The following is a 12,916-nucleotide window of genomic DNA, read 5'->3' on the forward strand; positions in this document are numbered from 1 at the left end:
ATATCGGAACCATCTTTTAAGTGCTTGATTTTTCAGGGCTTTTTTATTAAACTGTCCATTTTATAGGGTACAGTTCAGAATCTTGAGGGTCTTTCTATGCTTTCTTAAGCAACAAATACATAAAGTAAGGAGCACCAATTAAAGCGACAACAATACCTGCCGGAATACCGTTAGGCTCAACGATATTTCGTCCGATTGTGTCTGCTAATAGTAATAGCCATCCGCCAATTAAAAGGGCGATAGGCATGAAGATTTGATGCCTTGGACCTACTAAAGATTTTGCGATGTGAGGAGCCATTAGTCCAATAAAGCTAATTCCTCCTGTTACGGAAACAGCTGCAGCTGCAAGCGCAACGGCCGCCACTAATAAGTATCTGCGTTCTTTTTCAATTTCAATTCCAACGCCAATTGCGACCGGTTCGTTTAATGCTAGAATGTTTAATCGGTTTGCCTTATAGAAAACAAACGGAATGAATACGATTAACCATGGAAGCATTGCTAAAACAAAGATCCAGTCATCTCCCCAAATGTTACCGGCAATCCATTTGGCGATAAAGTCCACTTTCATACGATCTGCGGATGAAATAAGGACAATCATCATTCCAGATAGTGCAAATGCAAAACCGATACCGGTTAATGTTAATCGCACCGGCTGAAGTCCAGTTGATTTACTATATGAAAATACGTAGATTAGAACAGCTGTTAGAAATGCTCCAATAAATCCAACGACAGGTAGTAAGTAAAGAAATGAACCTACATCTATTGGAAAGTATAAGAAGAAAATAGCAACAGCAACACCGGCCCCAGAGTTGATTCCGAGAATACCAGGTTCAGCTAAATCATTTCGGGTAAGTCCTTGCAGAATAGCTCCTGATAAAGCGAGAGCCATACCAGCTAATAATGTAATGACAATTCTAGGGAGTCTTAATGAGTATAAAACGAACTCCTCTTTAAAAGTTCCTTGTCCCATTAATGTTGGGAGTAGTCGATCATAAGATAAAGACGCTGAACCGAGCCCCATTCCAATTACAATGGTTGTAATGGTTAGTATAAGTAAAGCGAGTATAATAAGACGTTGTTTTCTTAAAATAGATGGGATCATGAGAACATTTTTCCTCCTTTACGTACAATGAATAGGAAGAATGGTAATCCTACAATTGCGACAATAGCAGCAACTGGTGTTTCGTACGGAGCGTTAATGGTACGTCCGATTGTATCTGCAAGTAGCATAAAAGAAGCACCAGCAATTGCTGACATCGGTATAACAAATCGGTAATCTGGACCGACAATTGGGCGTACCATGTGAGGTACCATTAAACCGATAAATGCCATATTTCCGATAAGTGCTACAGACGCACCTGCAAGTAAGATAATAATGATAAATAGAATGGTTTTAATAACAATAATTTTTTGACCTAGTCCAATAGCTACTTCTTCACTGAAACTAAGAACTGTCAATTTTTTTGCTAGTAAGATAGCGATAAAGATACTAATTGAAATGACTGGAATAATAATTTTTAATTGTCCCCAAGTTGTTCCAATTACGCCCCCAGCAGTCCAAAGTGATACCTCTTGTGAAATTTTAAAATAAATGCCGACACCTTCTGAAATTGCAAGCAAAAATGCTGAAACGGCAGCACCAGCTAATACAATTCGAAGAGGGGAGAGTCCACCTTTTTTCATCATGCCAATGCCAAATACCATAATTGCGCCAATTGCAGCACCTATAAAGCAAGCAAATGTTAAGTAAAGATAGCTGATGGAAGGGTTGAAGGCTAGCGTTAACGCAAGTGCAGCATTTGCTCCACCAGATAATCCTAATAATCCAGGGTCTGCAAGTGGATTTCGTGTTAATCCTTGCATAATTGCTCCAGAAACAGCAAGTCCAGCCCCTACAAAAATAGCAGCAACTTCACGTGGTAAACGTATTTCGCGAATAATAGATATTTTGTCCCCTTTAGCGGAGGAAGTGAGTGCTAACCATACGTCTTTTATAGAGGTATCTGCCGCCCCTAATACCATTGCCACCATAAAAATAAGAAAGAATGCGATTATGCTTAAAATTAGTTTGTATGTAAAAGCTATAGAACGTGGATTGTCATGATCTTTTGTCATTTGTTTCACATCTTTTCTGTTTATAGAATAAAGGAAGAGGAATTCTTAAATTAAGAATTCCTCATGTTTGTATTATTTACCAAGAAAGCTTTTCTTAAAGAAGTCTAGTTGGAAATCTAATGTAAGTGGATCATTGAAATAGAATTCCATCATGTTTGCTTCGTATACGCGATTATTTTTTACTGCTGGGATGTTTTTATATGATTCTGTCTCTTGGAATGAGTTATCAGTATCTTTGTTTTTACTTATGATTAAGTAATCACCAGCAAACTCAGGTAATACCTCAGTAGATAATGCGTAATATCCTTCTTTTAATGCTTTTTCTTTTACTTTTTCAGGCATTTTTAATTTCATTTCTTGGTACAGAATTTCTGTTCCACGGCCCCAGTTCTCGCCGTATACATAAAGCTGTTTGTTGAAGTTTTCTACAACAGAAACTGTTGCATCTTCACCGATTTTTGCTTTAATTTCTTTACCAGCTTCTTGTGCACGTTTCTTGAAGTCATCAACCCAAGTTTTTGCTTCTTTTTCTTTGTTTAATAACTTACCAATTTCTAAATGCTGTGTTAAGTAATCAACTTTTCCGTAAGTGTATGTTACAGTAGGAGCGATTTTCTTTAACTTATCAACATTTTTAATATTTGATAAGCCAATGATTAAATCTGGATTTAGTTCAGCGATTTTTTCAACATTTTCATCTGATACTTCAGCAACATTTTTAAGTTTGCTATCAAAACGTGGGTTTTGTTTAGACCATGAATCTACCCCAACAAGATTTACTCCTAATGACATTACGTTACCAGCGAATGATGATAAAACAACAACACGTTTTGGATTTGCAGGAACTTCTACTTTTTTACCATCTTCAGATTGGTATGTAATTGTTTTTGATTTGCTACCTTTTGCATCGTTCTTTTTGTCCGTAGAGCCATTGCTGCAAGCACTCATAACAAAAACGAAAAGAACTGTTAGTGAAATAAATAACTTTTTCATCGTCTGTCTCCTTTAAATAGATGATATGTGTATACAATAAGTTGTTTAACTGCAATCTTTTTGAAAGAGTAGTGTTAATGCAAAATGCTTATTAAAAATCTTGAATATGAGATTTTACAATATAGTATTAACCATAGTAATGAAAGAAGATGTAATCTCAAATTTGCTAATTATTAACAAGTTGATAATGATTATCACTATTGATTCTTTAAATAATATAATTTTATCTAGTTGTATTGTCAATAGTAATTTTAATTGTAAATTTTGCGGAAACAGGTTATATTTTATTGAGAATGATAATCAATGATTAGTAGCTGAGGAGTGAAGGTTAATGAATAGAGAAGAATTGTTTGATGTAACCGTGATAGGCGGGGGACCTGCAGGGCTTTATTCAGCTTTTTATAGTGGACTCAGAGAGATGAAAACAAAAATAATAGAATTTCAACCACAGTTAGGTGGAAAAATACATGTTTATCCGGAGAAAATGATTTGGGATATTGGCGGATTATTACCGATTACTGGTGAAAAGTTAATTGAGCAACTTGTACAACAAGGGTTAACATTTCAGCCGGAAGTTGTATTGAATACAAAGATAGAATCCATTATTCGTAATAAAGATGGTATTTTTACGTTAAAAACAAACACTGGAGAAGAACATTTTTCAAAAACAGTGATCGTTGCAACTGGAAGTGGTATATTAAATCCACAAAAGTTATCCATAGAAGGTGCGGAGCGATTTGAAGTATCAAATTTAAACTATACAGTTAAATCGTTAAAACGTTTCAAAGATAAAACGGTCATTATTTCAGGCGGAGGTAACTCTGCAATTGATTGGGCAAATGAGTTAGAACCAATTGCGAAAAAAGTTTATTTAACATATAGAAAAGAAGAATTATCGGGTCATGAGGCGCAAGTAAAACAACTTATGAACAGTTCAGCAGAATGTTTCTTTAATACATCAATTACAACATTAATCGCTGGCGATAACCATGAAGCGATTGAATATGTAGAACTAACAAATCACGAAACAGGAGAGGTTTCTCAGTTAGCTATCGACGAAGTTATTATTAATCATGGATATGAACGTGACATTACATTATTAGAAAATAGTGAGTTAGACGTTGCGATTATAGATAATTATTATATTGCAGGGAATGCAAATAGTGAGTCTTCAGTAGATGGATTATATGCTGCTGGGGATATTTTAAAGCATGAAGGAAAATTACACTTAATTGCGGGAGCATTCCAAGATGCTGGAAATGCTGTGAATAAAGCGAAACAATTTATTCAGCCAGATGCAAGTGAGTATGGAATGGTTTCTTCGCATAATGAAGTATTTAAGAAGAGAAATCGTGAATTGATTAAGCAGATGATGAAATAGTAAAGGAACAAGTATACCCCCATTTACTTCTCTATTCGAATGACGAGAGAGGTAAATGGGGGTTTTCCTGTTTACTATATTTTCAATCATTATAATGACACCGGTTTCATCAGTTCATGTGACATGAACATTTTATTTGTGAATCTTCCTAGAAAATAATGAATCTATGTTTTGCTGACGCAGAACAGTATTACATTATGCTGTTCCTTTAGCTCGTTCGTTAGGAAATGGCATATTTAATATAGAAGCAATGTACTGTTTTCCATGCATTCGAGCTAATGATTCTAATATTTGGCGAACACGTTTTGTAAGATGACCTTGTTTTTTTATTTCCTCACAATATGCGTCATAGAAAACGTATTTAGCCCAAAGGAAATCATCTTGTTGGAATAAGAAATGGTTTTTGTACCATTCCCCAATTGTATGGTAACAATTGTTTTCCTGTATTGCTGCGCTTTGAGAAAGAATACGATCAGATAAAGATGCAGTTAAATGAGAAATTGTGTTTTCTGTTTCAATTTGTAATGTTCTTTCTAACATTGTAATGATGTGACGAGTAGCCATATGTTAACTCTCCTTTGTGTAAATGGGTAATACCATTCTATATTTAAAAAATTCTTACTATATACTATTATACAATATATGGAATGCATCTACCTGCTTTTTAGGTTGCATTTACAAAATCTTTTTTATTTGTTTACAAAAATAAAGTAAGATACAGTATATAGGAAAAAATAATAAAGGAATGAACGAGTTGTATATAACAGTAGAAGAAGCTGCGGAGTATTTGAATTTACCAAAGTCGTATATTGAAGAGTTAATTCAGCAAAAGAAAATTCGTGCACTATTTGATGGAGAGCAATATTTATTAAATAAAGAACAATTCAATACACATTTAGAACAAATGGAGAAATATAAGCAATTAGTGGAAGAAATATTGAACGAACCAATTCCAGAAGATATGGATGTTAAAGACGAAGATTAAACGATGGGAAATCCCGTATGAAGGTATGCAGAAATGTATCTTCATACGGGATTTTTTCGTCTCAAAGTATCAAAAATTTAAGGAGGCTTTAGGGTTTTTCGGGATTTTAATAGGTAGTAGTCTACCATGTTAAAAGCATATTTTTTTCTAGCTAGGACAAACATAGAGAACGTAACCTGTACAGATACATATACTATCAGTGCAAAAGCTTATAAATTAATGGAAGGGGTTTTCTCGTGAGTTTATTTCATTGTGATTTCTTGGAAGATTTAATTGGATCTTTTGTGAGAGTAAACAGGGGTGGTCCAGAATCTCAAAAAGGAACAATAGTCGCAGTATGTTCGGATTACTTTGTATTAAAGAATGAAAAAGGAGAGCTCTATTACTATCAGATTCGTCATCTGAAAAGCATTACAAAAAATGTGAAAGATTGTAAAGCAGATGATTGTGGATGGTTGGAATGTGAGTGTGAAGGTGACTTTGAAAAGCTACTTCAAAGTTTCAAGTATCGCTGGGTGAAAATTAATCGTGGTGGCCCAGAGAAAGTGGAAGGTATTTTACAAGATGTTTCTTGTGAATTCGTGACATTAATTGTAAAAGAAGAAGTTATATTAGTTGCAGTATCTCATATTAAGAGTGTCACAGTAGCGTGCGAAGAGAGCGAAGAAAGTAATAATGAAAGCTGTTGTTCAGGTCGAGAGCGCGCACAAAGACAATCACGTAGAGGAAGATAATAAGAAAGGAGGATATGAATTTGGAGAGTGTATTATGCTGTGAGCAAATTAAGTGCTTAGTCGGTGAGACTGTAAAAGTAAATCTTCGTGGCCCAGAGAGTCGAGTGGGGGTACTTGTATCGTTAGGAAGAGATTACCTTACATTACAACTTCCTCTTGGTGAATTAGTATATTACCAATTGAAACACGTAAAGAGTCTAGTGAAGAAAGTGAAAGAAAGTAAATGTGGCGATTGCTATGTTTCATGTTTCTGCTCTGATGATGATACTTTTGTCGATGTATTACGTGACTTGAAGTATAAGTGGGTAAAGATTAATCGTGGCGGCCCAGAGTGTGTAGAAGGTTTATTAAGTGAAGTGCATGACGAATGTATTACACTAGTAAACTGTGATGAAGTGATTTATATCATTAATTATCATATTAAGAGTGTGAGTCAGATAGTTAAATGTAAAAAGAATGAAGATGAATAATGTTTAATAAATAAGAGGGGCATTATGAGGGAAAGAGAAGAACAATTTCTTATTTCGATAGTATGAAAAGGAATTACTTACTATTAAGACAGAACTTTGCCCTGATTATTTTTTTACCGAAGACAGGAAAGAAGAAATTCATAGGAAGGAGGATATAGATGAATGAGTTGAATAAAAATATTGGAGAAAATATATATATTAAATTAATCGGTGAAAAAAGATTTAAAGGTGTATTAATAGACGTAGGAAATGATATCGTTGTTCTTTACAATGGACAAGACTACGTATATATATCTTTATATCATGTACAACATTATAAAATTTTACGACCACATGATGAAGAAGTAGCAAAACCAGATGTTGATTCTGTCATTAAGAGAGAATCTCCTTCAATTTCTTTGAGGAAAGTATTAAGTACCTCTAAAGGGATTTTCACAGAAATTTATGTAGCTGGAAATGCTCCAATACATGGATATGTTACAAGTGTAATGAACGATTATATCGTTTTTTATAGCCCGGTTTATAAAACAGTGTATATATCTTTAAAGCATTTGAAATGGTTAATTCCGTATAAAGAAAATCAAGTGCCTTATGCCCTCAATAAAAATGAACTCCCCGTGAATCCATTAAATATTACGTTAGCTCGAACTTTTGAAGAACAGCTTATTAAAATGGCTGGCAAAATCATGGTGTTCGATTTAGGTGAGGAATCTAATAAAATCGGAAAGATGGAAAAAATTGATGAAGGTCATATTGAAATATTAAAGGCGCGTGATGCGAAAATGTATGTAAATATTCAACATGTAAAATCTGTCCATTGTCCGTAAGTTAATTGAAAAGGCTGGCTTTTTCTTTTATATGTAGAAGAAAAGGTCGAGCCTATTTGTTTAGGTCGATTTGAATATGAGGGGAAAAATGAATTGAATATAAATATGTTAGTATGACTGTTGAAGAGGAAATTTTGTGCGAAATTATAAAAAATATGTACGAGCTATCTTTTGATGTATTCAATTTATTTTTTTGAGGGAGAACTGCTTAACTAATATATTAAAGGGGTTTTGTTGGTGGAGCAGTTTCCAAATTCGTTATCGATTACATTAATTGGCAGTGCTGGTGGAGCAGCAAAAGCAGTTTTAGCGATTTTAAATCAAGCGATAGTAAATGAAAAAGACCCGATTTATGAAGTGATAAAGAATGTTACATTTTATTTGGTTGATATAAAACAAAAAGATAGGACGTATTATGACGAGTTGTTTCCAAATTTGGAAGATCAATTGTTTTTATCCGAAATAGATCTCCAAGATGTAGTGACATTTAAAAAACATTTAAAAGAAAGTAGTACGAGTGTTGTGATTGATGTTTCAGGGGCAGATACGATCAGAGTATTAAGCTGTTGTAATGAACTTGGAATTTGTTATATTAATTCAGCTTTGGAAAACGAGGCAGTAGATCAGGACGATAGTTTAATCGGCTTTCAGCTTACGGAAAGATATACGAGATTTGAGAAGGAAAAAGATAAATTTAAAAATACAAAAGCAATTATAGGCTCAGGTATGAATCCAGGTGTCGTTCAATGGATGGTTGTTGAACTTATGAAGGAACGCCCGAATGAAAAGCCAAGAGCATGCTATATAGTAGAACATGATACGTCATTTTTGAATGATACAGCACTTATAAAGCCTCATACACTGTATGCTTCATGGGCAGTAGAGCGATTTCTAGATGAAGCGATATGGAGTTATCCGATGTATATGAGTCATCATCGTCCTCTTTACTTTTATGAAGATGTATATGCTTCAGAGTATAAAGTAAAGTTGGGAGAGAAAGAATTTTATGGTTGTTTGATGCCGCATGAGGAAGTTTTAATTTTAGGGAAAAACTTTAACATGGAAGTAGGGTTTCTTTACCGAATTAACGAGTATACAACAAATATAATTAGACAGAACTTAGATAAGGTAGAAGATCTATGGAATTGGAATCGTAAAGTATTTAATCCAGCCGAAGAAGAGATTGCGGGCGAGGATCTAGTCGGTGTATTACTCGTTTATGAAAATAGCGAGACCTATATGTATAACGTGATGAATAGCAGTCAAGTTTTTCATAAATATAAAACGAATGCGACATACTTCCAAGTAGGATGTGGCATTTATGCTGGCTTGTGTAGTTTACTGTTCGATAACTTTAAACAAGGTGCCTATTATGTAGAGGAATTATTATTAAATACAGAAAGTAAGTACGGAGAATATTTGAATTTATATATGAATGATTTTGTAGTTGGTGGAAATGACTTTACGGATGGATTGCTACATGATCGAGTAAGGTGGATATAAATTGTGATGAAAAGGAAGGGGAAATCTCCTTCCTTTTCTCGTTATAAGGTTACAGATTGCTCTGAAAGTAATTTCATACTTATAATTTAATGAGATAATATGTAGAGTTTTTGTATTGATCATGAGGAGTAGCAAGGAAGTATTGCGATTCAAAGTAGCGGAGAGCTAGGAATGAAGGTGGAGATTTTTTTACCGATAGCATAATGCGCTAGAAGAAAATATTTTTCAGAAAAGTGTTCTTGTTGCGTAAATATAAACATTTTATAAAATGTTTCAAGAAGGGTTTTTTTTATAAAATACTTCGTTTATAATGGAGGAAAATATCGACATGAGATTTGTTATTCATGTAACGGTTCGGTAGTGTTAGAAAAAGAAGGGGTGCACGCGCATCCTTTTTTCTATGCAGATATTATGAAAGAGGTGGTATGATGGAATTAACATTAAATTCGACTGTATGCTTGCACACAATTCAATTTCGAAAAGAGCAAAAGAATTATATTGTAAAAGATACAATTACAGGAGAAAAATATGAAATGCCGCCACTTTGGATTGATGCATTGGCAATGATGCGTGACGGTTTTTTATTAGGGGAAATTGAGGAGAAATTAAAAGAAGAGTATCCGGAAGAAGAAATAAATATGTTAGCATTTACGAGGCAACTGTTAGAGCTAGAGCTTGTCGGAATGGTCGATGGGGAAGAAATAGCTTGTACAAAGAAGAAAGAGAAAGATTATTTAGCTTGGTTACGTCCTCGTGTTGAGCAATTCTTTCTTAGTTTAAATAAAAGAAATAGAAGCAAAGGTCAATGATGATCTTTGCTTTTTTGTATAGTTTGTTTAAAAAATTACAGCGAATGCTCTTGTGAAAGCACCGTCGCTATTTTTAATTTTTAAAGGTGCCGCTGAGAAAAAGAAACGTTTCGCATTAATGGCATCTAAGTTTGTTAAGTTTTCGATTAAATAAATATTATTCCCAAGTAGTATGTGATGAATCGGTGATGTTTCTGTCGTTACCTCGTCAGGAGAAATGAAATCTAAACCGACAGATTTTACTTTTAATTGAACTAATTCTTCAGCTAATTCTTCGGAAAGATAAAAGGCTTCTTGTTCATACGCTTCTGTATTCCATTTATTAGATAGGTTGGAATGGAAAATGACAATATCACCTTCTTTTATGTCAGCATTGTGTAATACTTCTTTAGGTAGTTTTCGTTCTTGTACATGAGTTACATCAATAAGAACAGCTTCACCTACAAATTGATCTAGGGGCAATTGATCAATAGTCGTTGCGCCTGAAATGAAATGAGCAGGAGCATCACAATGTGTACCAACATGAACGACAGAATGAAAATCTGTAACTTGATATCCTGTCTCTTCAACACTTGTAATGGCTTCTAAATTGATTTTTGGTGTTCCAGGAAATTGAGACATATTGTTTTCAAATGTTTGGGATAGGTCAATTACTTTCACTTTAAATACCTCCAAGTATATATTTTAAAATATAAAAAACTCACCTTTCATAATCAAGAAAGATGAGTTTTGCACACAATAGTTACGTTTTATCTTTCAAAATGCAATGCATTTTGCAGGAATTAGCACCTATTCAGTTTGTATAAACTGAGGTTGCTGGGCTTCAAAGGGCCGGTCCCTCTGCCTCTCTTGATAAAGGTATATTCAATTTAAAGTTCTGAATTTTCGTGATAATAAAATTGTAATTCATTTCCTTTTTCTGTGCAACACAAAATAGGTATTCACCCAAATAAAGTTGCTCGCATATTGTAGCTTATGTAAATAGAATGCTGCGAAGGAGTGAGTGCAGTGACAGGGAATGTATTGAATTATTATGCTGGTGGAAATACAGCTAGAGGATTTCATAATTTATATGAAGAGAATTTAAAAGGACTAAACAGATTATTTATTTTAAAGGGTGGACCTGGAACGGGAAAATCTTCTTTAATTAAGGCAATAGGTCGTGAATGGGTTGAAAAGGGATATGATATTGAATTTTTACACTGTTCTTCTGATAATAAATCGGTTGATGGTGTCATTATCCCGAAGTTAAAAGTAGGAATTGTTGATGGAACATCACCGCATGTTATTGAGCCCAAAATGCCAGGAGTTGTCGAGGAGTATATTAATTTAGGGATTGCTTGGGATTCAGATAAGTTAAGAAAGCAGAAAGTGGAAATTGAACGATTTGTTTCAGAAGCAAGCAAAGCTTTTCAAGCTGCTTACGCTCGTTTTAACGAGGCATTAGTTATACATGATGAGTGGGAGAAAATATATATTAGTAATATTGATTTTAATAAAGCGAACGAACTAACCGAGCAGCTCATTCAGAAATTATTTACAGATAGAGTTGGGAAACAATCGCTTGTGAAACATCGGTTTTTAGGAGCAGCTACACCGAAAGGAGCAGTTGATTTTGTTCCTAATTTAACAGAAGGATTACCACATCGTTATTTTATAAAAGGACGCCCAGGTTCTGGGAAATCAACAATGCTCAAAAAATTAGCTAAGGTAGCAGAAGAAAAAGGATTTGAAGTTGAAGTATATCATTGTGGGTTTGATCCAAATAGTCTTGATATGGTTATCGTAAGAGAATTAGGGTTTGCGATTTTCGATAGCACCGCACCACATGAATATTTTCCGAGCCGTGAAGGTGATGAAATTATAGATATGTATGCCCTTATTGTAACACCAGGGACGGATGAGAAGTATGCGGAGGAAATTCGTGACGTCTCTATTCAATATAAAGCAAAAATGAATGAGGCGATGTCTTTTTTAGCGAAAGCGAAATCAGTTCGTGATAAATTAGAACGAATTTATATTGCTGCTATGGATTTTTCAAAAGTAGATGCATACAAAGAGGAGATTCAAAAAGAGTTTGAACGAATTGCGGTTAGTGTAACTGAAAAGAACAAGTAAAAAATAACGAATTTTGACAGGCTGTCGGAAATTTTCTGACAGCTACTTTAGTATGTAGTAAACTTAGTAATATATTTGTCGAATTTCCAAGGAAATAATCAAAAAATGGAGAGGGTATGAAATGAGAGAGAAAATTAAGTTGGAGTTAGAACGAATTGAGAAAGAAAATGATGTGAAAATTTTATTCGCTGTGGAGTCAGGGAGTCGTGCATGGGGATTTCCATCAAAAGATAGTGATTATGATGTTAGATTCGTTTATATGCACCCGGTAGAATGGTATTTATCCATTCATGATAAACGAGATGTAATTGAGTATCCGATTAGTGATGATTTAGATATAAGCGGATGGGATATAAAAAAAGCGTTACAACTATTTGCAAAGTCAAACCCAGCTTTACTCGAATGGATTCGATCACCCATTTTTTATTCGAAAAACTCTAATTTTCCAGAACAGCTTCAGCAAATGAGTGAAAAGAATTTTGATCCAAAAGCAACGATATACCATTACTTACATATGGCTTCAAAAAATTATCGTGAATTTTTGCAAGGTGAGAATGTAAAATTGAAAAAGTACTTTTATGTATTGCGTCCTATTTTGGCTTGTAAGTGGCTAGAGGAGAAAACAACTTTGCCTCCTGTAGAATTCGATCGATTAATTACAGAATTATCAATAGAGCGTAGCGTATTAGATGAAATTGAACGGTTGTTAATAAAGAAAAAGGCAGGTACTGAATTAGATGTTGGATTGAAAATTGAGGTGTTGAATCAATTTTTAGAAGAACAAATTCATTACTATCAGCAATACGTAAAAGGAATTGAAAAGGGATCAGGGATCGATATTGAGAGTTTAAATACATTGTTTCGAGATATGTTGTTTGCGGTATACGAAAAAGAGCACAAGTAAGTGAAGTGACCCCTAAAAGTTAGACACGGTTATTTCATTAGGCAGCTTGATCCAAATGAGTCCGGTATTGTACCGGG

General features: G+C 34.3%; 14 protein-coding genes and 1 riboswitch. Of the genes, 9 read left to right on the forward strand and 5 right to left on the reverse strand.

Features of this window, described 5'->3' with window-relative positions; genetic code table 11:
- Window positions 1-94: 94 nt before the first annotated feature.
- Genes PDK19_RS26950 through PDK19_RS26960 form a run of 3 tightly spaced genes read right to left on the reverse strand, consistent with a single transcriptional unit; the run spans window position 95 to window position 3,108 of the window.
- On the reverse strand, window positions 95-1,102 hold the full coding sequence (locus PDK19_RS26950; RefSeq protein WP_000613093.1) for a FecCD family ABC transporter permease: 1,008 nt from the start codon (window positions 1,100-1,102) through the stop codon (window positions 95-97).
- The gene (locus PDK19_RS26955) at window positions 1,099-2,139 is read right to left on the reverse strand and encodes a FecCD family ABC transporter permease (RefSeq protein ID WP_049112339.1); all 1,041 of its coding nucleotides are present in this window, start codon (window positions 2,137-2,139) and stop codon (window positions 1,099-1,101) included. The genes PDK19_RS26950 and PDK19_RS26955 overlap by 4 nt, the downstream gene beginning before the upstream one ends.
- Window positions 2,140-2,187: 48 nt before the next feature.
- The gene (locus PDK19_RS26960; protein WP_000732558.1) at window positions 2,188-3,108 is read right to left on the reverse strand and encodes an iron-hydroxamate ABC transporter substrate-binding protein; all 921 of its coding nucleotides are present in this window, start codon (window positions 3,106-3,108) and stop codon (window positions 2,188-2,190) included.
- Window positions 3,109-3,439: 331 nt separating this feature from the next.
- On the opposite strand from PDK19_RS26960, the gene PDK19_RS26965 reads away from it, so the two are divergent.
- Window positions 3,440-4,489 (forward strand): NAD(P)/FAD-dependent oxidoreductase, encoded by a 1,050-nt coding sequence (locus PDK19_RS26965; RefSeq protein WP_001078269.1) that lies wholly within the window; start codon window positions 3,440-3,442, stop codon window positions 4,487-4,489.
- A 195-nt stretch (window positions 4,490-4,684) separates the two neighbouring features.
- On the opposite strand, the gene PDK19_RS26970 is transcribed toward PDK19_RS26965, so the two are convergent.
- Entirely contained in the window at window positions 4,685-5,053 is a 369-nt protein-coding gene (locus PDK19_RS26970; protein WP_000235489.1) for a hypothetical protein, read from the reverse strand.
- A gap of 181 nt (window positions 5,054-5,234) precedes the next feature.
- Between PDK19_RS26970 and PDK19_RS26975 the strand changes: the two genes are divergently transcribed.
- The 6 genes from PDK19_RS26975 (at window position 5,235) to PDK19_RS27000 (ending at window position 9,817) form a co-directional block, all read left to right on the forward strand.
- Entirely contained in the window at window positions 5,235-5,474 is a 240-nt protein-coding gene (locus tag PDK19_RS26975; RefSeq protein WP_001004507.1) for a helix-turn-helix domain-containing protein, read from the forward strand.
- Window positions 5,475-5,710: 236 nt separating this feature from the next.
- Window positions 5,711-6,208, forward strand: a complete 498-nt coding sequence (locus tag PDK19_RS26980) for a hypothetical protein (RefSeq protein WP_000051516.1) — start codon at window positions 5,711-5,713, stop codon at window positions 6,206-6,208.
- 20 nt (window positions 6,209-6,228) lie between these two features.
- Window positions 6,229-6,678 (forward strand): hypothetical protein, encoded by a 450-nt coding sequence (locus PDK19_RS26985; RefSeq protein ID WP_000446705.1) that lies wholly within the window; start codon window positions 6,229-6,231, stop codon window positions 6,676-6,678.
- A gap of 158 nt (window positions 6,679-6,836) precedes the next feature.
- Window positions 6,837-7,505, forward strand: a complete 669-nt coding sequence (locus PDK19_RS26990) for a hypothetical protein (protein WP_014893350.1) — start codon at window positions 6,837-6,839, stop codon at window positions 7,503-7,505.
- A gap of 237 nt (window positions 7,506-7,742) precedes the next feature.
- Window positions 7,743-9,008: a hypothetical protein gene (locus PDK19_RS26995; RefSeq protein WP_014893349.1), complete on the forward strand. Its 1,266-nt coding sequence runs from the start codon at window positions 7,743-7,745 to the stop codon at window positions 9,006-9,008.
- Between the two features lie 428 nt (window positions 9,009-9,436).
- Complete coding sequence (locus PDK19_RS27000) at window positions 9,437-9,817, forward strand: hypothetical protein (protein WP_000424113.1); 381 nt, start codon at window positions 9,437-9,439, stop codon at window positions 9,815-9,817.
- 27 nt (window positions 9,818-9,844) lie between these two features.
- On the opposite strand, the gene PDK19_RS27005 is transcribed toward PDK19_RS27000, so the two are convergent.
- Window positions 9,845-10,477, reverse strand: a complete 633-nt coding sequence (locus tag PDK19_RS27005) for a cyclase family protein (protein ID WP_000862961.1) — start codon at window positions 10,475-10,477, stop codon at window positions 9,845-9,847.
- An 86-nt stretch (window positions 10,478-10,563) separates the two neighbouring features.
- Window positions 10,564-10,676: riboswitch (SAM riboswitch) on the reverse strand.
- 149 nt (window positions 10,677-10,825) lie between these two features.
- On the opposite strand from PDK19_RS27005, the gene PDK19_RS27010 reads away from it, so the two are divergent.
- Window positions 10,826-11,935 (forward strand): PRK06851 family protein, encoded by a 1,110-nt coding sequence (locus PDK19_RS27010; protein ID WP_014893348.1) that lies wholly within the window; start codon window positions 10,826-10,828, stop codon window positions 11,933-11,935.
- 121 nt (window positions 11,936-12,056) lie between these two features.
- Window positions 12,057-12,839: a nucleotidyltransferase domain-containing protein gene (locus tag PDK19_RS27015; RefSeq protein ID WP_049113706.1), complete on the forward strand. Its 783-nt coding sequence runs from the start codon at window positions 12,057-12,059 to the stop codon at window positions 12,837-12,839.
- The last annotated feature ends 77 nt before the right edge of the window (window positions 12,840-12,916 follow it).

The sequence above is a fragment of the Bacillus cereus group sp. BcHK124 genome (assembly GCF_027712065.1).
Lineage (GTDB): Bacteria > Bacillota > Bacilli > Bacillales > Bacillaceae_G > Bacillus_A > Bacillus_A pacificus.